Genomic DNA, 19,823 nt, shown 5'->3' on the forward strand with positions numbered 1-19,823 from the left:
GCTGCTATTCCTGCTCTAAACCCTCAAGGTGTGACGGAGTCCGGACCGTGGGGCCTAGGTATGATCGCGTACTTTACGGTCCCATAGATCTGGTGGGTGTGGAACCGGACCAGGCGTGGGTGGAAGCCAAGCCAGAAGCCTGATCGTGAGCAAGAATTTCCTGTGAGTGAAATTAATCACAACGGTCATGGCCAATATCGGAGACACTAAGCGTCTCCGCCGTGGTCGGAGCCAGTTGGCATGCGCTGTGCAAGATAGCCGCGTGCGTTACCACCCCGCTATTGCCCGACGACTACATTGCACCTGGCAAATCCGCTGTGGTCCGCGCGAGCTGCGGGGTCGCGTGTTGATGGTCCGTCGGAAGACAGAAGGCTCGGCGAACCCTGGTCATTAAGCCGAGCTGGGCTTCAGCTATCAGTCCGGCTAGTACATCGGTCGGGTTGTGTAGTGGATGGGCGCTGGCAGTTGTATTCGCTGACGTCTAGCTTGGCTGCGGTGTCTGGGGCCAGGTTGGGGCGGATGGTGACTATCACCGTGAAAGCGATGTCGGATTACCTACCTGGTAGCCGGTGTCGAGTCGGGAACCATGGTCCGGTTGGTCGCGCCCCAGGTCAATTTCGTATTACCTGACTCGGCGCTGTCGTCGATTCTGTTCTTCACCGCCGGATCCGGCATCGCCCCGGTGATATTGTGATGCTGCGCACGTTGGCGTGCTGCAACCAAATTACGGACATCACGTATCTGCATTCGGTACCCACCGGATCCGACGTAATGTTCAGCGGAGAGTTGGCCTAGGCCGGCATCCGGCCACAACTGTTTATCGGCTGCGCGTGCGACACATCCGCACCGAAGGTCGACTCGACTTCGCCCGGCTCGGCGAAGAGGTGTGCCCGGATTGGTGTGAATGCTATACTTGGGTATACAGGACAGAAGGTTTGCTTAAATAGGCAGGGACAGTCTGGTCGGCGGACGATATCAGCGACCGGCTGCACTTGGAGCGGTTCGCGGTGTCAAAGGCCGCGCCCGCCGGAGCCGGCGGTGTAGTCAATTTGCTCATAGTCGACTCAGCGTGGCGGTTGATGCCGGAACGTCGTTGATGGATACGGGCGAAGGCCGTTGGTGTTAAGATGCCATTCTGCTGCAGGATGGACATCTGTCAGTTGTGTGTGGTCGGGATTGGTCCCAGTCCACGTCTGTGACCTGAAAACGGGTACAAGAACACGAACAGAGAACCTCGATTCAGACGTGGGTGTCGGTCGCATCTGGCGACTGTGTGCTCGACGTCTACAGGCTACTGAAGGGCAACCAGTCTAATAGCGTATTACGCTACCGTAAGTCTGGAATAAATAATTAAGTTTAGGCCTGCCCACTGAACTGCAGTGAGATGACGACGATGGCGATCACAGACGTCGGCGCATTCGCGCATTTAGACGGACGCTGGTATTGAAAACTTGGCCGTTGAGTTAGATGTCATCCGCAGCGACGTTGGAGACTCGCGTGATGAGCAGCGGGACGCCCGCTGCATTCGCCGCTCCATTGCGGCGCAGGGGGGCGGGTGCTGGAGATGGCTGGCGGGGTACTACTGGCCGCCAGTTCACGGTCGGTGTTTGGCGTGGTGGGTAGGTGCGGTGACGCTGGGTGTGGCCAAGATCATCGAGAACATGGAGATTGGCCACAATGTCATGCACGGTTATGTGGGATTTGGATGAACTACCCTGAGATTTATTTTCGTGGGAGTGAGACATGATGAGGTGGGTTAAAGTATTGGTAATTCATTAACAAATTTCGTGTACCACAAGTACACTAACATCCTCGGTATGGACGACAACGTCTGTTACGGGCATGTTGCGGGTCACCTGAGACCAGTGTTGGAAGAGCTTCAACATCCTTACCTTATTTTCAACACCTTGCTCCCGTTCGGCTTCGAATCGGGGTGTCGCCTTGCAGCATGTGGAATCGGCGAGATCGTAAAGAGGCGGCTGGATCATCAGGAGGCTTGGCAACGGATCGGTTGAATTTTTGGCTAAAGGCCGGTTGCCTAGTGTTCAAGGATTACGTTGCTTTCCCAGCGCTGACTATGCTGTCGCCCGGCGCGACATGTACCGGTCCACCGTGATCCGCAACGTGCGGTTTAACGCCGTCGGCTTCTGCGGGCATTTCTCGGATGGCACCGAGAAAGTTACCAAAACCGACATGATCAGCGAGAGTAAGGACCGGTGGTACCTGCGCTGCGGCAGATGCTCGTTAGTGCCAATTTCAACGCCGGGACCGCGATGTGGTTCATGAGTGGCAACCTGTACCATCAGATCGCGCATCATTTGTTATCCTGATCTGCTGAGCAACCGGCTGGCCGAGATCTCGGTGCGGGTGCGTGAAATTAGCGACACGTATGATCTGCTGTACGCCACAGGTCGTTTTTGGTGCAGTACGACAAGATCTGGTGCAGTCTGGCCATGCTGGAGCTGCCGAACAAGTACTTGGTTGATAACGCCGACAACGTGCCGAAGATTCGCAGTGAGCGGATGTACGCTGGACGGCAACCCGGTTGGGCCGACGTGGGTTGAAGGTCGCGGTCGTCACGGTGCGGAGTTGGCGGCATAACAGGCGGGCCTTAGCTGCCGCGTTTAGTGCTGATGACGATCTGGCGGCCTAGTTGCCGGTCGTCTTGGCGGCCAGCTCTGCCAACTTCGTGTCGAGTTCTGTTGCGGCGCTGATCAATTGTCGATGCCGGCTGTCGAGATCCAGGCGTCGTGGTCGATCTGGCCGAACAGCATGAATTCGCATGGCCCGACTTGAGGCGGCGACCAGTTCGCCGTAGTTCTGTGTGCTCTGCGCGGTCCCCAGGACAGCAGCTCGATGATTGTGGCGTTGGTCATGCCGTTAGCCTCGGTACAAAGTATATACGCAAAGGTATATACTTTGTACCGAGGATAGCGTTGCTGCAGAGTGTTAACCAGCGTGATAATGATGCGGCGCCACTAGCTTCTAGCGGGTACCCGATCGCAGTGGTGGCGCCGTTGCTTTGATCCTGGTCAGGCCCGCTCCGTTGTTCTGCGTTCAGGCAGCACGATCGGTGCAAACGCCTCGTTAGCCTTGAGCCGGTCGATGTCGGCCAGTGCCAACCAGCGGGTGCTATGCAACACCTTGCCGGTGGCGGTGATGATGCCAGTCGGCATGTAGAGCGGAGCCGACTCGATCACGGTTATAGCCTGGATCCAGGCTAGCGGGCGCAGGCCCAGTGTGTTGGCAATCTTGCTGCTGGTGATCAAGACCGCGGCTCTGCCATCCGTAGAGTGGCGACGAGTTACCCGTGGTAATCAGCCGATTGATCTACGGTAAGCACTCTTTCCTCGCTTCGTTAGAGAACGATGGCTGCAATGGGCCAGCGTCTCTACGGTCGTTGCAGGTCGAATGCTAGCGTCGGATTCTAACTCGGTGATTGGGCTTAGATCGTCGTCAAAGAGGCCGTATTTGGTAAAGTCCCGTTATGTCCGCGCCAAACGGATTGTTGCCTGGCAGCACCGAGCTGCCTAGCAGCACGCGGGATATCAATTCTATACCGCTGGCGATGACGGGGTCGTAGGCGTCGGTGGGCACGCTCTGGGTGGCGAAGCTGATGGCTTGCTGGTTGCTGCCACACTGTCGGGCAACTCTGGCGCTTGGGATAGGGAATTATAGAGCAATCCAAGGCACAGAGATAATTTGGATTACCTTTCTGTAAGGATCCCTGGTGCTGTTCGACGGGCTCGGCATGTGTGGCTGGCTAGGTCGCGTTGAGCCTCTCAATGGGCTGCGAGCGTGCGGGTGTATTCTATTAAGATTAACGTGGCGTGTCGGCGTTCAGACACTCGTTCCTCGCGGGGAGGTCGGTTAGGTCTCCCTGAGCACCGCCAGCAGCCGTCTGGTGGCGGCCACGCGACGGACTGCGGGTCCGGATATGTTGTCCAGCGTGCATTCGGGGTCTGCCGGCGGCCCTATGTGCCTGCAGCCGCGTGGGCAGTCCTCGGTTGCTTCGGTTAGGTCCGAGAAGGCCAGCACCACGTCGTCGGGTCGGATGTGGGCCAGCCCGAACGAACGGATTCCCGGGGTGTCAATCACCCAGCCAGAACCTTCCAGTGGCAGTGCGACCGACTGAGTTGAGGTGTGCCGTCCACGGCCGGTGTCGGTGACTTCGCCTACCGACCGGTTCGCTTCGGGCACAAGACGATTCACCAGGGTTGACTTGCCGACTCCGGAATGTCCAAGTAGCACGGTGATCTTGCCGGCCAGCAAGTCCGCTACGGCGAGCAGGGGATCGCCAACACCTGCGGTGACCACCGTCAAGTCCAGATCGACAAACTGTTTAGCGAATGGTTCCAGGGGTGCGAGGTCGGTCTTGGTCAGGCACAGGATCGGTGCCAGCCCGCCAGCGTAGGCGGCGATCAGTGCTCGGTCGACCAGGCCGGTGCGTGGCGGTGGGTCCGCCAACGCCACCACGATCAGCAGTTGATCGGCATTGGCGACCACCACTCGTTCGCTTGTGTCGGTGTCATCGGCGGTGCGCCGCAACACCGTTCGGCGCTGTAAGCGCCGAACGATGCGGGCTAGGGTATCGGGTCGGCCGGACAGATCGCCAACCACCTCGACGTTGTCGCCGACGACGATCGGGGTGTGGCCCAGCTCGCGTGCCCGCATAGCTGTGATCCGTCGATCGGGACAGTTGTCTAGTGCACAGCCCCAGCGGCCGCGATCAACACTGACCACCATAGCAGCCTTGGCGTCAGCGTGTTCGGGACGGGTTTTGGTCCGCGGTCGTGAGCCTCGGCCGGAGCGAATCTTGACATCGGATTCGTCGTAGTAGTTGTCGGGCTTCAACCGGTCGACCTCTTGAGCATGTTCGCCCACAGTTGTGGGAACTGGGGTAGCGTCTTGTGGGTAGCACCGATGTCGTCGACTTCGACTCCGGAGACCCGCAACCCGACGATCGCGCCGGCCATTGCCATCCTGTGATCAGCATACGCTCGCCAGACGCCGGGCCGCAGCGGTGTCGCGGTGATAATCAAACCGTCGGACGTTTCCTGACAGTCGCCGCCCAGACGGTTGATTTCGGTGCTCAGTGCGGCGAGTCGGTCGGTTTCGTGGCCGCGCAGATGGGCGATGCCGTGTAGTTGCGACACCGATCCTGGGGTTGCCAGTGCCGCTAGCGCTGCTACCGACGGCGTGAGCTCACCGACGTCGCGAAGGTCGACGTCGAAGCCATCGTACACCGTCGATCCTTGTACTTCGAGGAATGAATCAGTTTGATTAACAACGACATTCAGTCGGAACAAGATGTTCAGAATATTGTCTGCGGGCTGTACACTGGTTTTTGGCCAGCCCGTGATGCGCACGGTACCGCCGCTGACCGCTGCTGCCGCCAGGAACGCAACAGCGTTCGTGAGATCGGGCTCGACGACCCAGTGCCGGGCCGCAACTGTACCGGGTCGCACCTGCCAACGGTTACCAACCGAGTCATCGACCTGGACACCGGCTTGCCGCAGCATCATAACCGTCATCGCTATATGCGGAGCTGACGGTACCGGCGAACCGGTGTGCTGCACGGTCACTCCTTGGGTGAACGACGCTGCGCACAACAACAGGCCGGAGACGAACTGTGAGGACGCCGACGCGTCAATGGCCACGGTGCCACCGGCGACTGACCCGCTGCCTTGCACCTGGAAAGGCAAACCGACGCCATCGACGGGGACGCCCAGACCACGCAGCGCATCCAGCAGCGGTGTGATCGGCCGGGCCCGGGCTTGTTCGTCGCCGTCGAAGGTGACCGGGTTGGCGCTCAGCGCCGCCAGCGGTGGGACAAAACGCAATACTGTGCCGGCCAGACCGCAGTCCACTTGAGCGTCTTCGCCGGGGGTAATTCGGCCGTTGACCGTTAAGACAGAGCCGGCCTCGTCGACGTGTAGGCCCAGTGTCCGTAACGCTGAAATCATTAGTTCGGTATCCCTGCTGCGCAGTGCACCGCCGATGGTCGAGGTGCCTTGGCCTTGTGCTGCCGCTAGCGCTGCCAGCATCAGTGCTCGGTTGGTTTGCGATTTAGAGCCCGGAATTGTCACGTTCGCCTGCACCGGTGTCGACGCGACGGGGGCCGTCCAGGACTCGATGCTCACCTGCTACATCCTGCCGTGTTGGCGGGCGTTATGGGTATCGGGCATCATGGCAGGCGTGTGCGGACGGTTTGCGGTCATTACCAGTACGGCTCTATTAGCTGAGAAAATCAAGGCGGTTGACGAAGCAACTGTGGACGCTCCCAACTACAACGTGGCTCCCACGGTACCCATCGCCACAGTGGTGTCTCGCCATAGCGAGTCTGATTACGAGCCGACCCGTCGGGTGCGACTTATGCGGTGGGGATTGATTCCGCCGTGGATCAAAGCAAGTTCTGACGGTGGCCCGGACATTAAAGGTCCGCTGTTGATCAACGTTCGTGCCGACAAGGTTGCGACATCGCCGGTTTTCCGGAATTCGGCCAAGAGTAAGCGTTGCCTGGTGCCGATGGATGGTTGGTACGAATGGCAGGTCAACGTCGATTCGGCTCTAGGAAAAAAGGCTTCCACGACACCGTTTTTCATTAACCGCGATGACGGTGCCACGCTGTTCATGGCTGGGCTGTGGTCAGTATGGCAACCGGCCAATTCTTCCGCTATGTTGTTGAGCTGCACTATCATCACCACCGACGCGGTGGGGGAGCTGGCCGAGATACACGATCGGATGCCGCTCATCCTTGCCGAATATGACTGGGATGTCTGGCTCAACCCTTACATTCCGCTGGATCCCCAGTTGCTGGCGCGATCGCCGGATGTGCACGACATCGACGTGCGCCCGGTGTCAACGTTGGTCAATAGTGTACGTAACAACGGGCCCGAGCTGCTCGAGCCGGTCCTGCTACAGCCGGGACAAATAACGCTGCTGTAGCAGTGGTCATGTCGCTCCTGAGTTGGCGTCTTCGCCGTCGTCTTCCTTGCTTGGTAACATCTTCGGGTGGTGGGATGTGTGTTGATTCATTTTTGGGCGTGGTCGAAGTGGGGTGGTGGAATCCACTCGATGGTCTCGTCTTTGTGTTTGCGGATGGTCTAGTTTTTCTTGGCTAGTGGGTGATGGCTACAGGTAGACGAAGTTTAGCTGGTTTATATCGGTTATGTGGTATTGGGTGTAGGGTGTGACCCTGTGCGGTTGCAGTCTTTGCCGTGTGAATAGTGATTCCCTGTGTAGGGGAGGCGAGTCGTTTGGTGTGGTCGAGTGCTATGGCTTTAGCCTTTATCAAAAATTGCGAGATAATGGTGGGTATGCCGTGCCAGGTGGATTACGTTGCTAATTAGCAGTATTGCCACCGCTGGTGAGTTCCTTTTCGGTGGTGGTCTTTATTTTAATTAATGTCCTGGTGAAGATGATGAAGTCTGGTAATTTGTTGTGCGGGAATATTTTCCCGAATTTAGCACAGGGAACACAACGCGGTGAGTCTGTCGTGGTTGCGTTGGGCGGGCACTCGGGTAGCTTAGTTGATGGCTTGTTTAGAAGGTTGGTCGTTGTTGTTGGGGGTTGCACATGATCTAGCGCGGCTAGTTTGGCCCACACTGCATTTCATGGTGTCGTGGGCTTCAGAGGGCGCGCTAGCCGTGCCGCTTTAATATGTTCTCGGTTTGCTGGTTGTTAGTGTTAAGTGTCTACACTGCGTGGTTTTCATCGTAGTCTCCGTCTTTCAGGGTTGACGCAATAGGCGATTATGTCAGCTCGCCCAGCGAGTTGTTCGGGCCGGTGTTGGCTGTCGTGCTTAGCCAGATTGGTTTTGTTTTGCTTTCGAGTGGTCCGATCGATCTAGCTGGGCAATTTGTAGTATAATCTCTTACTTACCGCACTATAACATAAAACATAACTAGTGTCGAGTTTACTTTCGCGCTGTTGGCAGCTGTAGCCGCCAACAGCGCGACTTTAATTTTTCACCTCCGGTCAACCTCCGCCGCGGTCCCAGGTCGGCGGTTTCCCGGATACGGCGGGACGCCTCGATACGGCTGATCAGAGTCCATTCGGCGATCATGTGTTAGAGCTTCTCGCCCAGTTTAGCGCTTCTGGAATGGATTGTCGAGCAAGGGAATTGATCCGAGGATGCTCCATCGCAGGAAACCGACGACACACCCGCTCACAGCGCTCCAACAACACCAACCACTTACGGGTGGTCAATGCTTTGACGTTCAGTATGACCACATCATCGATTGCGGCGTCGAGAGGGCGCCAAAGGTCGTCGTGATGGCCTCGCGATCGACGACACCAGCTTGAATTCATACTGTTAAACTTCCGGAGGGTCTCTAAAAAACGCTACTGTAATATACTACTAGAACGACAGTGGAACAAATTATTTACCGGCAACGCCGCTTAAGTTGACATCTTTCCAGGTTAACCTGCACTAAGGCTAAGAGCGGCGCCACGAGTCCAGGTAGGTAAGCAAAATGCACATAACGGCCCAGATTTGGCAGGACGGATTAAGCATTGCTTCGTAGTGGAGCGAGGACGAATTAGCCGGCGTTAGGAACCTATTGCTTGGCCAGCGTGACCTGTAGCTGATGTTGCTGATTGATCAACTGGTCCTGGTTGTCGTTACCAATTTCCATTAGGAAACAATCGATTTCGCTGGTGAACTCGTTGTCGTTTGGCCCGTGGTCCGGCGAGCATGGCGAGCCGGTGTCGTGGCCAACGTTGCATGTTTCGTTTGCTGAGTAGGCCATGGACTGGGTCATGTTCACCCGGTTCTTTGCCCACTGGCACTCAGGCGTAACATAGCGTTACTTCACCGATTTTTTCGCGAATCCGTCACCGCCGTAGTGGAATTCCGTACGTACCTGGTTCTTATCCGCAGCGATCGGTTTGTCAATATCCACCATGTAATGATTGATGTTCAGGAAATTATAGAAGTTATAACAGTACCTTAGCCTGCTTTCGTGTGCATACAATGCCCGCTCACCACGAGGCCACTCTGGGTGATGATCACCCTGTTGGTGCCGGCTTCGGGCACGGTGATATCGACGGTTACCGTGTACGATTGTTCTTGAGCACCAACATGGAGTTTTCGCTGATCCGCATCCCCGGAAACATCAGTTGGCGATTGCCACGGATCAGCTAGAGGAGTCCGGCGATGTCGGAATTGAACCGTTGGAGAGAACGGCCATCGAGCGACATTATGGTGTACTTAATGCACTGCCTCGATGAGCTATCGCCTTTGCAGCTGCGTCGAACTTCTCTAGATTTTCTTTGGTGATACCATAGATTTGGGTCCAGTCGTCAGTTCCGTAGAGCTCCCACGCATCGTCGTCGAATGCCGGAACGTAGCAGCCACGGTGTGCAGTGCTTAGTCTCCGCTATCCCGCCTCGGTAGTAGATTCCTCGGTTGCGCAGGAATTCGAAATATTGATATTGCAATCGTGATTCTCGGCCGCATTGGCCCTTATCGGTAATCCCGGTGGTTCAGTGCACAACTGTCCCGTTGCAGGTGCCGCCCCAATGCGAAGCGATCTGCTTGGCCCACTGATACGGAGTGTATAACGCTTGTGCCCAGTACATGGGATAGTGGTTATAGGTGCTTGGCGTTCCGCAGGTGTCGATCTTGCTCCACAGAAATCGGCGCTTTCCATGCCACCTAGCCCGTCTAGTGTGGTTCTGCTTCGCTGAAGCAGCTGACTAGAGTACCTTCGGTCGAGGCGCCGTTGTGGCCGATGATGATCAAGGTCTTGTCAGGAACGTCAGTTCTTCGATCGCATCGACCACACGACCTACCTCGTAGTCAGTTTGTTCCAGGAAGCCGGCTTAGATCTCCATTTGCCGGGCCAGTACCGGTTTCTGCTCGGCGGGCATGTCGTCTCAGGACGGAATCTCCTTTGGCACCTAGTCAATTCCGCATCCGCGGGGATAACACCCAACTCCTTTTCCTCTGGAAGGTGTGCTCATGCAACAGATACCAGCCATTCATGGAATTTGCCCTGGTACTTGTCCAACCAATATGTGGGCACATGGTGTGGCGCGTGCGTGGCGCTCGGTGCGAAGTAGATGAAGAACGACGTGTCCGAGATGCGTTCCTGCTGCCGGCGTACACAGCTCATGGTACGACCGGCAAGATCTTCGGTGAATGTGTGGGTTGCCTCGGGTGTCTGGGGGTCGATTGGGGGTGGTTCCCTCTTAGCGCCCTGAATAATACGATTCGCCTAGGCCCCGACAAAGCTGTAAGATACGATGAAGCTGTAAAAATTCTGCAAATTCGGGATCTGTTCGCCAATAATGGAACGGCCCAACCGCGGAAACTTCCCAAACGGTCACCTCGTGGTACTTCCCGACCTGGGCGTTGAATACCCATTCAGCCGATGATCGTCCGCAATAGGTGCCTTGTCTCTAGGCTGCACGCTGATGTATTCGGTTGCCGAGGTGGCAAGTTCGGTGACGTCATTGGCGTTGACCGAGTGTTGGTTACGGTTGGTCAGCAGCTCCTGGAGAGTGAGCGAAAACAGTGTAGCGGTGTGGAAGCGGGTGAGCCTGGGAAAGTTGGTTACTACGCGCTCATCAGTGGATGTATGACAAGGGTAGCTGAAGACGACATCGTCAAGCAACATGATCAGTACGTTTGGCGCGCCCGCCGGCGGGCGCAGCCTCGGGATCGACGGATACTGGCTGTTAGGGTCCTTGGCGTCATCGCGCTGTCACGGCTAGTTGGTGGGCTTACTGTTTTAGCGGTGACGTCGTCGGTGCCATGAGTGGCAGTCCACATCATAATCATTCCCTTCGTGCAAGCTCCGCGGTCAGGTGTTCCTCATCAATTCCATTCAGTTGACCGGAGTTACTAAGCAGGGCCAACTAGTCTGTGTCGATGCAACCGCTGACGCTGACATGCCGACTTACGTTGGTTCCTTCATAGAGGCTGCCCGCGGGATAGTGTTGGGGCGGATTCCGCGGGCGACGGATAGAAGAGTTGTCCGATGAGTCTGCGTATTGTGCGACGGAGCTAGCGACGTCTGCGTACTCACCAACTGTCGACGTGGCGGCCACTGACGCTGGTGCAGGAATCGACCTAGGCGACTGATAGGGGCAGTGATGTTGGAGGCCCCAGCCGCTATGGCCAGCGCCACCATCGACGCCGCGGCTGATAGCCGGTACCGTGCGCGCCACAATACGTTATGCCTCTGCTTGCCACTACTTTTCGACTAGGCGGTGTCGCTCACATTTGATCTCTTCGTGGGTGGATTGGGAAATTTTGAGCCGGTGTTCGGCTCTTTGACCAATATCGGCTGGCGGCGGCCGCAGTCACGGCGGATAAGTACCGAATTTATGGAAGAAATGTTGTCCTCAGTTTAGATGAGGACAGTGAACTCTTCGACTCCGGCAAGCAGAGCACGATAGGTACCGTGCGGCACTAGCTATCGGCATTTATTTAGCGACCAACCCGACTTCGGAGCTGAGTGATTCCGGGCGATTAGCGATAACTCGGTCTATGGTGACAAATTGCCGCGATGGTTGGTGAGAAGCAACAACAACTGGGCACCCATCTTTCTTGTGGATCGGATTCAGCCAACTTGGCAGAGAGCATTTGGAGCAGCCCATGACCTACCGCACTGACCAGATCAGCGTCTTAGCCGACGATTACCCGGTTACCCGCCCAGGTGTGGTGCGCACCCTAACGTCTAGCGGACGAGTGGAGGTTTCCGACGGCCGCATGGTGCTGCCCGCCATCCGGGAACTGCAGCCAGTGGTCGCCTTTTCGACTACAAGAGCCTGAGCTAGCTGGCCTTGAAATTACTCATGAGATTACACGTAATCGTTTATCCGCTCAGGTAGTATGGCTGAGCGCATTTGATGACGGTTCTGCTAGCCTATCACGCTTTGACCGGTGGCGTTTCAGGCTATTTGACTAAGGAATTCGATAGCGACAAGATCGTCGACGCTGTGGTCAAAGTCCGTACCTGCCCACCGGGTCAGCCGGGTGGTTGGTCCATGAAGTCAAACAACGGGCCAGAGGAACGGCGGCGTTTTTGAGTCGAGTGCGAGACCCAGGTGGTGGCTATAATGGTCAACGGGTATAGCCGGTTTCGGAAATTGCTACGCGACTTCTTCATTTTCATTGGACGCCTGAGCACAGTTTGAGACGCATGTGCAGCACCTGTGCGACAAACTTAGTGTCTCGGATCGGGGGAGCTGCCTTGTCAGAGGTTATGCGTTGTAGATTTGGTGCAATGACCTTTCGTGGGTCGGTGTCGGTCGACGTCCTTCATAATCAAATTTAGGCGCGAGCTATTCCGCCTAAGAACCCATCTCCGAACATCACGTCTCTCGGTCTGGTGCATGTTCATGCCCCGGAGTCAACACGGGCGTCGTAGCGAGGGCTGGTTAGCAAGACGAGTCGGGAAGGCGGCGCCGGGCTTGACGTTGTGGTAGCGAGGGTAGCACAGGAGCGTGTTGTCGTCTTCGGGGTTGTTGGGATCGTTGAATTCTTTTGTCCATAAGGCTCCGGCTTCAAGTCATGAGTAGCTGATCATGTCGGTGGGTGGACGAGAGTAGACTGTGGCCGCGTAAAGGTGTAGGTCGTGGGTGAGCGTGACAGCGATGGTGAATTCGCTGTGTAGGGCTCTCCGGAGCTGGCCAGCTGGCGGGAGTGGTCGAACCGCTGCTGTCCAGCCATCGTGCGGTGGCGTCGAAGTCGCTGAGGGCTTTGTTGCGGATGTGCGCCGCAGCACGTCACCAGCTGCCGTGTGACCCCGCCACCGGGAATCCTGGCGATAGCATAGATTCCGCCCGCCTTGACCTAAGGCCAGCACCGAGGGACTGTAGGCGGCGGCTTACGCTCTGAGGTCACCGTAAGCGCACAGGATTCTCGGGCACGGTCCGTCGGTGATCCCGTCAGGCCACGGTCAGATAGATCGGCATGCGGATGTTGTCGTCGGCGGAGTAGATCATCCGATGCATCGTGGTGGCTGCGCCGGTGGGCGACGGGGCATCATCCGCATCGTCAAGGTGGACGAGTCGATCCGCAAGGTCGAGCCGGTACACCGCCGCGGGGGCGTGAATTTGGTATATAGAAACCAGGCCAGTACGAAATAACCTGGCATGCTGGCCAAGTTGGTCAGTGTACTTGGGCCTGACCCCGGTGTTGGCACACCGTAGGGAGGTTGGCCATGCATGTCGTACAACACCAGCAGAGGTTCCTCAGATGCGCTGCTAATGGCTAAAGAAACGCAGCTGTTCGTGGCTGGGTTCGATCAATGCGGTACATCCAGTGGGCACGTTCCCGAGGCGGCAGGGTGACCATGGTGCGCTACGCATCGTGGGTGGGGCAGCTCGGATCGACGAGGCAGACCCGGCCAGCCGGTGTATCTCGGATGGTGATCTCATACATCAGATTTCGTGCTCCAACTTTGAGCAGTGCCTGATTGCCATCTACCGTGTCGTCGTATAGCCCCAGCAGCCCTGGGGCGCGGCTGTTCCCGTCGACTAGGTAAATTCCTGTTGCTCCAGCCATCGCGCTAATCACAGCCACCACATTATCGCCGCTGACCGTCGTCACTAATTGGCGTAGCGGTGTCTGGAACACCACCGTCTCGGGTGTGGTCTGGTCGTCGAGATGATGCACGCGGATCTGCGCGATCACAAGCCGATTGCTCCACGAGGGATGGCACGCGTCTAGCGTGGTGAGGCCGCAAGGATCGATCTAGCAACACGCGATCTGGATCCGAGCCCTCTGTGATTATGAGAATTGGCGGCTCTTGACCCGAACGGCGGCGCAGGAAAAACTGCGGTGGGGTTGTACGGTGGCAATTTCGCTGCGGTGGCCGAAACGGCGGCGTATGCATACATGGCGGTGACATCCTGGTCTACAGCTTGGCGTAGTGTGCTTAGGTGACTGCGATCACGGGGGTGTTTTGCTCGAGGATGTTGGTCGCATTCAGCGAAGCTAACTGGACACGGTTGGCCGCGATCACCACCGGCGGAAACCGTCATGGCGAAAGCTGCTTCAAAGGCTGCCGTGGCGGCCTTGGCCTGGGAGCCCGCTTGCGCAGCGTGGGTAGTGGTGCTACTTATCCACGCTGACGACGGATGTGATTGATATTGAATCAGCCTTGCCACGGCGCACGCCGGCCAGCGCAGCGGTCACAGTGACGTAGGAGGCTACTGCCGAGTGTAATTCGGTGGCCAATTCGTCCCAGACTGCTACGGCCGCCATCATCGGTCCTGAACCTGGATCGGCATACATTCTGGGGGAGTTGATTTCCGGAGGTAACGTTGCGAAATCCATCAAATAGCGCCCGCTCCTGCTCGGTGCGAAACGGTTGGGCGAATGTCGATGCCCTGAAGTAAGGTGGGTGCACCAAACCGGGTCAGCATCAGCGGATGATGCGGGAGCCTTAGCAGCGGCTGCATGATGATGTCCGACGGAGTAGTGCAGCACACCAGTGCTGCGGTTGACGTCGTCGACGGCCTCTAGCACGGTGACTTGGAAGCCCTGGCTTGGCCGGGTCGATGGCCGCGGCAAGCCCGTTGGGCCTGCCGCCTGCCACTAGCGCGGTACTCAGCCAGCGCTCCGTGAGAGCTTACCTCACCGGTCGCAGTCCGGCATTGTTCGCGATGATTGTGCGCGATGCTAAACTATATCTCCTTGGTCATTTTCTTTATATTAACTTTGGTTAATTATATTGGAACGATAAACATCGAACAGACCGTTTATAAAGTCCATTGAACCAATTTGCGTTAAATGCATGGAAGTTGCTATTTATTACTGGTTTCCTGGTAGTATAATTCGATACTTTTAGTGCCGGCCTGGACGGGAAAGACACTGCTTATAGTAGGTGCTTTTTGGTATTTACTCGATGGAGTAAGGAATTGTCTATGTGTTCGCCACATTCGGCCATGGACCGGTGCTGGCCGATCGTTGGCCAGCTAATCCGGTTCTAGCGCAGCTTGCTGGGCGGTGAGTAGCCGCGCGTCATGAGGACCGACTAGTAGGCTTTCTGCCGGTGCGGTTGCGGGTCATCGGGTCGGTGCTGAACAGGTACTCAACACAGATATAGGCAGGCGACAATGTGAACGTGGAAGAGTACCCCGATCAGACGGGCAACGTTACCGAGCGGGTTCGTTGCCTCACGCCTTGACGAAGCAGTATCTCTGGTACGAGATTGCAGGTTCCGGAGGGTCTTCGAAGGTAATGCGGGCTGTAAGTGGCGCAGGGATACCAATTGAATGTGGATACCAATGAATGGGCATCGTCCGTGCAATCACGGCCATGAATTTTCTATCCTGATCCCGCACATAACTTCCGCACCGATTACCCTTTGCGAAAGCAAGCATCCGGATCGGGGCGTCGGCCGGGTGCAAGGTGCGGATGAGATATGAGGCTCCGGCGCCGTGTCTGGAGCCAACCTATAGTACCCGTTTGTCGCTGAGGTCCATCTGATGTTGCCCGTACGGCGGTAGAGCGGGATACAGGTCCGGTTGGGCTCGTTGGAGGCCGTTAACGCCACCTTACTTTATTAGCGGATCCTCCTCGTAGTCCTAAGCTAGGAACACACCATCTTTGGTGCCGCGTTGGCGGATGTCGTATGAGTAGCTAGGTCGCAGATACTTCCATCATGGCCTTCCACGCGATCTGCTGGAGATTTACTCGTCTGTTCTTCATACCTTGGCGCCACATGCTCATTATTTTTATTTCCTGCTCTGTCTTGTTACCCGGGCTTTTCGCTGCTCCGAAACATCTGCTCCCGGAATTTCGGCATCCAAATCGTAAAGATTTACTTTGCCTTTGGCTTTCCGGTTGCTCGATCGTTATCGGGTACGTGCGTAATCTTGTGACAGCATGCTACTCGTCAAGCTCAACGAGACGTCATCTCCACCTGGCGTATCGTTTCGATCCAGGTTCCCAAACCATCCTCGTCGCGTTGCTGTGCTCGGATGACCGGATAGTATTGTGCCACACCCCCAACCAATTCTTTCAACGCCTTCCTTGTCTTTCGCTTGAGGGAGGTGTATTCAACGGCTAAACCAGTGGCCAGATGCGGGTCATAGGGCATCGGATAGAAATCCGGGACCCGCTTCCTGAATTGGTTCTCGACGATTCCGAAATCCACAAAGGGCTTGGTTTTTTGAATTGCGTTGAGAACTACCACCGTGTGCTGAAGCAGCCTAGCATACCCATGGGCATCCAGCCAGTCCAGGGTGGCCAACGCTCCTTCGACACCACGCACGTCGTCGGATGCCACCACAACCAGGCCAGTGACTGTGCTGACAATCTTGTTGAACAATGGCCCGTTGACCGGGGTTCCACAATCAAGCAATATCACGTTGCAGTGATTTTCCAGGATCTTCATTGCAGTCTCATAGTCATCAGGACCAAGCCTGTATGTGGACCGCGGATCATTCTGGGCACCAAGCATTTCTAGCCGGTCATTGTTCATAACGGTGTGTACACGCACATCCGCGTAGCGTTTGGCGTTCCGTGCTGACACGAAATGTTCGATATTGGTCTGCGGTCCACCGCGCTCACGGAATCGTGCCGAAAGATCCCCCAGATCGGCATCGACATCCACGGCAATTACCCGATCGCCGCGGAGCCGGGCCATGGTATTGCCCAGCGCCACCGTGATCGTGGTCTTACCCACGCCGCCCTTGGCGGAGACGAACGCTACTTTGTGGACATCGGCCAGCGGAGCGCAGATACGGCGATGCAATTCATTCGTCTGCTCGGCCTTGGCGCTTGGTTCCGGATTTACCCGACCTAAAGTCGCTTTGGTCACAAACTTGCGCCAACCGTCCCCGGCTGCAGGACGCCGACGAGCCACCAGGAGATCACGTCCGTCGTCGTAGGGATGCCGAAACGTGGTCGGTTGCGGGCGGCTAGCCGGCTCGGCCGTGTTGTGTGTAGTTGGGATGTCGTTGACGGGAGCGGCAGTGAGGGCGGCCCTGGCAGCGTTATCGTCTCCCAGTTCCCGCAGGCACCACGCCCTGTTAAGCGCCACGTCAGCGGCCACCTGTGGGTTGGTGGTCGAGACTCTTTCGGTGAGTTCCAACGCGAACTGGAACTGGCCCAAATTCGATGCGGCGGTTGAAGCGAGTGCCGCCACGGCGTCGGTGAGTTCATTGCGATCATCGGTGTTGCTGTTCTGTGGCGGGACCTCGGCAACTTTCAAAACGTTAGACCAGGAGCGAGTCTGGTGGAACAACGTTGCCATGACGAACTGGCGGGCTAGGGCAGCGTCATCGTCCTCGGTGACAACTGGATCATCGAGAGCTACTGACGCTTCATCGTAGCGGCCTGCGTTAATAAGTGCGCTGGCGTATGCAAGGCCGATAGTAGCACGCGACCATGTCGTCAATGTCAGATACATCGGTGCAGCGATCTCGGCGCGCAGATCACCGTCTTTGAGTCCGACGCGGCGGGTTTCAGAGTACAGCACTTCCGAGTGCTGGTGGGCTCCGGCCAAAGTGTCGAGATTATGGTCGCCGCAAGCTAGGCGCCCCAACCAGCTGTCGGACATGTCGGGGTTCTCAACGGTGAGACGCGCGAAAGCGGCCCCAGCGCTGGTCTTGTCTCCGGACTGGTAACTTGCCACGGCGGCGTCGAACATGGTGCGTCGTTCTCTAAAAGTAGTCATTGGCTATTGCTCCTGGTCAATGGTCGGCTGCAGAGCCTACTGCAATGCAACCGAGTTTGCAGACGCGCCCATTGCCCAGTCTTACTGGCGCTTGCCGCGATTTGCTGGTATTTGCCTATTCCGATCGCGGCCCAGAATAGTGACGTTGTGTAATAGTGACGTTGTGTGAGTTCAACACGGTTTGATGTGGCCGTTAATTGAGGGTTGAGACATCTTCGGCTACGTGGATCGTGACGGGTGTAGTTTGTGGGTTCCCGCGAGGCGGTGGAACTCTATAGGTGTGGTGCGACCAGACGGCCGCGATAGCCGTCTGCTCCGGAGCCGACAGGTTTTGTCGTTTGGAACGCGGTTATTTCACCGCAGTGTCGACAGCTGATGGCGCTGTGGATCGCCGCTGGTCTATGTCTAGGTGTAGTGGGTCAAGGCTGTTGCGCCGTCAATGGTCTGCTGCTCGATGTTTCGCGATGTGCTATGGGGTTGTCTGTGTGACAGTCACACGAACTGTCACTTAATGTGATCCATATCATAAATTTGTTGATTGATCAATATGCGGGTTGGCGCTTCTGATATGGCTGCGCAGTTGAGAAAAGCTAGGGTGATGGGCGCTCATAGTCAGCAGCTGTGTTACTTGAATATATATATATATATATATATATATATATTCCCCTAGGGAGTTCCCGAAATCCCGAATCCAGCCATCGAGCCAGACGGGCTCGCCGCACTGCTGGACCTGCTTGCTCACCAGCACCGCTCGGCCGATCGCCAGCCGGATGGATGCCGAACATAACCTGGTTCGCCTCGGCATCCTGGCGCAAGGAGTCGATGCCGCTTACCGGCGTTGCAAAGCACCCGGTCCCAGCTCAACGCTGAGGTGTCCACAACCGTCCGCAACCGCTTCCACTGACCAGAAGGGAAGACCCCGCCGACGACATAGCTAGTAGCCCGCTGAGCGGCAGCGGGTTCGGCCGTGTTGGCTTTGGTCACACCGGGCGCCGCGGCAGTCTCCTTCAGCGACAATCGGGACGGTGCCGACAGTATCGCGATGGCTAGCTCGCGAGGTAGCGCGATAATCAGTGTTTTTGAATACCTGCTCAGACGCGGTGTCAGGGTATTGCGAGATAGGTTGTTAACGGTGTCGAATTGCAAGATCTCGTGTAGTAAGATGGCTTGTATCAGTGCTACGGGTCCTGGGGCTGCAAATCTAGTAGCGTTCATATGCTTAGGGCTGGGGGTAGCCCGGCCGGTTGGCCTCTTCCACCCTAGAGGTCGACGCTGAGTTTCCTGCTCGACACGCAGTTGTAGACCGACAAGTTGGTGACGCTGGACTCCACCAACACATCTTGCTTACAGCACGGAGTTGCAGGTGTATTTTTTGGGCCGGTTTGTTGAAGAGCGCGTAAGATACATCGGCATATACCTCGGGTTGCCCGAGTTCGCGCCATCGCCTCGTCGCCGCCAAGCAGGTTCTGCATCCCCGCGGGGGCCACCAGCGTGCGTGGCTACAACGTGTTTCGACGCGATACCGGCGTCACGCATCTTCTCAGCGATCCCGAGCGCGCACAGCGTTATGCCCAACCCCAACTTGGGATATCAAGTTAGGCCGTCGGTGTCAGCCACTTCTTGTTGTTGGGGCAGTATCGGCGGTGACAACGTTAGGATGTGCGGGTTCTTCTGGCGGTTCTTCGTGTGTGGGATGCACGCTTGTGACGCCGTGGGCGTAATAGGAACATCGTTGATGGGTCCCAGGTTGATTGCTGACGGGTTGTTGACGCAGATATCGATGCCGCCGAACTGCTCGACGGTCTTGGCCACCGCAGACTCGACGGAATCTAGGTTGCGGATGTCCCCGACGATCGGCAGTGCTTGGTCGCTCGTGTTCTCGAGCTCCTTGCCCACGGGGAAGACCGCGCCAGGCAGCTTGGACTGTGACTCGGCGGTCTCGACGATCAGGGCCATGCTGGCATCACCATGTGCAGCCCGTTTTGGCGGTCGCAAGGCCGATGCCGCGACTGGTGCCCGAGATGAACTATGGTCTTGCTATTGAGAGACATGGCGTCACACTAAACGCCGTTTCCGATTTGGCTGGATTGTGGTACCTAACCCAGTTCGTTGATCATTGGCACTCGGAAATAGTCCGCTGGCCAGCGCTGTCCGGTGTCACTGCAACCAAAAGGGCCG

16 protein-coding genes and 3 pseudogenes are annotated in these 19,823 nt (G+C 56.8%); 7 read left to right on the forward strand and 12 right to left on the reverse strand.

The genetic code is table 11. The annotated features are described in order from the left end of the window. Nucleotides 1–187: 187 nt before the first annotated feature. Both ML_RS14245 and ML_RS03955 read left to right on the forward strand, forming a co-directional pair. Nucleotides 188–1,285 (forward strand): annotated as a pseudogene (locus ML_RS14245) (flavin reductase family protein); the annotation flags it as partial. Between the two features lie 108 nt (nt 1,286–1,393). Then, a pseudogene (locus ML_RS03955) lies at nt 1,394–2,653 on the forward strand (fatty acid desaturase family protein). A gap of 61 nt (nt 2,654–2,714) precedes the next feature. Here ML_RS03955 and ML_RS15345 read toward each other — a convergent pair. The 4 genes from ML_RS15345 to aroA all read right to left on the reverse strand — a co-directional run bounded on the left by ML_RS15345 (nt 2,715) and on the right by aroA (nt 6,137). Beyond that, nucleotides 2,715–2,876 (reverse strand): hypothetical protein, encoded by a 162-nt coding sequence (locus tag ML_RS15345; protein WP_231846723.1) that lies wholly within the window; start codon nt 2,874–2,876, stop codon nt 2,715–2,717. Between the two features lie 156 nt (nt 2,877–3,032). Further along, a complete protein-coding gene (locus ML_RS15350; protein WP_049769703.1) occupies nt 3,033–3,269 on the reverse strand; it encodes a hypothetical protein in 237 nt (78 codons plus the stop codon). A 601-nt stretch (nt 3,270–3,870) separates the two neighbouring features. Beyond that, entirely contained in the window at nt 3,871–4,854 is a 984-nt protein-coding gene (gene rsgA / locus ML_RS03965; protein WP_010907930.1) for a ribosome small subunit-dependent GTPase A, read from the reverse strand. Beyond that, complete coding sequence (gene aroA, locus ML_RS03970) at nt 4,851–6,137, reverse strand: 3-phosphoshikimate 1-carboxyvinyltransferase (RefSeq protein ID WP_162618315.1); 1,287 nt, start codon at nt 6,135–6,137, stop codon at nt 4,851–4,853. Before aroA ends, rsgA begins: the two co-directional genes overlap by 4 nt. 61 nt (nt 6,138–6,198) lie before the next feature. On the opposite strand from aroA, the gene ML_RS03975 reads away from it, so the two are divergent. Next, nucleotides 6,199–6,948 (forward strand): SOS response-associated peptidase, encoded by a 750-nt coding sequence (locus ML_RS03975; protein WP_197492469.1) that lies wholly within the window; start codon nt 6,199–6,201, stop codon nt 6,946–6,948. 1,613 nt (nt 6,949–8,561) lie between these two features. Here ML_RS03975 and ML_RS03980 read toward each other — a convergent pair. Then, nucleotides 8,562–8,765, reverse strand: a complete 204-nt coding sequence (locus tag ML_RS03980; protein ID WP_049769704.1) for a hypothetical protein — start codon at nt 8,763–8,765, stop codon at nt 8,562–8,564. 203 nt (nt 8,766–8,968) lie between these two features. Here ML_RS03980 and ML_RS03985 point away from each other — a divergent pair, with 203 nt between their 5' ends. From ML_RS03985 to ML_RS04005, 4 genes are all read left to right on the forward strand, one after another. Beyond that, complete coding sequence (locus tag ML_RS03985) at nt 8,969–9,148, forward strand: hypothetical protein (RefSeq protein WP_145985175.1); 180 nt, start codon at nt 8,969–8,971, stop codon at nt 9,146–9,148. A gap of 1,231 nt (nt 9,149–10,379) precedes the next feature. After that, the gene (locus ML_RS17845) at nt 10,380–10,766 is read left to right on the forward strand and encodes a hypothetical protein (protein WP_049769705.1); all 387 of its coding nucleotides are present in this window, start codon (nt 10,380–10,382) and stop codon (nt 10,764–10,766) included. 842 nt (nt 10,767–11,608) lie between these two features. Next, on the forward strand, nt 11,609–11,785 hold the full coding sequence (locus ML_RS13930) for a response regulator (RefSeq protein WP_010907933.1): 177 nt from the start codon (nt 11,609–11,611) through the stop codon (nt 11,783–11,785). 77 nt (nt 11,786–11,862) lie between these two features. After that, entirely contained in the window at nt 11,863–12,042 is a 180-nt protein-coding gene (locus tag ML_RS04005) for a response regulator (RefSeq protein ID WP_041322524.1), read from the forward strand. An 861-nt stretch (nt 12,043–12,903) separates the two neighbouring features. Here the strand turns inward: ML_RS04005 and ML_RS04010 are convergent. The 7 genes and pseudogenes from ML_RS04010 to ML_RS04040 all read right to left on the reverse strand — a co-directional run bounded on the left by ML_RS04010 (nt 12,904) and on the right by ML_RS04040 (nt 19,696). After that, on the reverse strand, nt 12,904–13,053 hold the full coding sequence (locus ML_RS04010; RefSeq protein ID WP_156511808.1) for a hypothetical protein: 150 nt from the start codon (nt 13,051–13,053) through the stop codon (nt 12,904–12,906). Nucleotides 13,054–13,318: 265 nt separating this feature from the next. Next, the gene (locus ML_RS04015; protein ID WP_164920140.1) at nt 13,319–13,651 is read right to left on the reverse strand and encodes a hypothetical protein; all 333 of its coding nucleotides are present in this window, start codon (nt 13,649–13,651) and stop codon (nt 13,319–13,321) included. A 244-nt stretch (nt 13,652–13,895) separates the two neighbouring features. Continuing rightward, the gene (locus ML_RS18685) at nt 13,896–13,985 is read right to left on the reverse strand and encodes a PPE domain-containing protein (protein ID WP_119607918.1); all 90 of its coding nucleotides are present in this window, start codon (nt 13,983–13,985) and stop codon (nt 13,896–13,898) included. An 89-nt stretch (nt 13,986–14,074) separates the two neighbouring features. Continuing rightward, nucleotides 14,075–14,533: a PPE domain-containing protein gene (locus ML_RS18690; protein WP_145985177.1), complete on the reverse strand. Its 459-nt coding sequence runs from the start codon at nt 14,531–14,533 to the stop codon at nt 14,075–14,077. Between the two features lie 1,333 nt (nt 14,534–15,866). After that, the gene (locus tag ML_RS04030) at nt 15,867–17,645 is read right to left on the reverse strand and encodes a nucleotide-binding protein (RefSeq protein WP_010907934.1); all 1,779 of its coding nucleotides are present in this window, start codon (nt 17,643–17,645) and stop codon (nt 15,867–15,869) included. 738 nt (nt 17,646–18,383) lie between these two features. Then, nucleotides 18,384–18,791, reverse strand: a complete 408-nt coding sequence (locus ML_RS04035; RefSeq protein ID WP_010907935.1) for a YbaK/EbsC family protein — start codon at nt 18,789–18,791, stop codon at nt 18,384–18,386. A gap of 73 nt (nt 18,792–18,864) precedes the next feature. Then, nucleotides 18,865–19,696: pseudogene (locus ML_RS04040) on the reverse strand (SDR family NAD(P)-dependent oxidoreductase). Nucleotides 19,697–19,823: the final 127 nt, after the last annotated feature.

Origin of the sequence: Mycobacterium leprae TN (assembly GCF_000195855.1) — a bacterium.
Classification (GTDB): Bacteria; Actinomycetota; Actinomycetes; order Mycobacteriales; family Mycobacteriaceae; genus Mycobacterium; species Mycobacterium leprae.

Coding starts and splice junctions, on each gene's coding strand:
- ML_RS15345 (WP_231846723.1), bottom strand. CDS start 2,876: ATGACCAACGCCACAATCATCGAGCTGCTGTCCTGGGGACCGCGCAGA.
- ML_RS03980 (WP_049769704.1), bottom strand. CDS start 8,765: ATGACCCAGTCCATGGCCTACTCAGCAAACGAAACATGCAACGTTGGC.
- ML_RS17845 (WP_049769705.1), top strand. CDS start 10,380: ATGATCGTCCGCAATAGGTGCCTTGTCTCTAGGCTGCACGCTGATGTA.
- ML_RS13930 (WP_010907933.1), top strand. CDS start 11,609: ATGACCTACCGCACTGACCAGATCAGCGTCTTAGCCGACGATTACCCG.
- ML_RS04005 (WP_041322524.1), top strand. CDS start 11,863: ATGACGGTTCTGCTAGCCTATCACGCTTTGACCGGTGGCGTTTCAGGC.
- ML_RS04030 (WP_010907934.1), bottom strand. CDS start 17,645: ATGACTACTTTTAGAGAACGACGCACCATGTTCGACGCCGCCGTGGCA.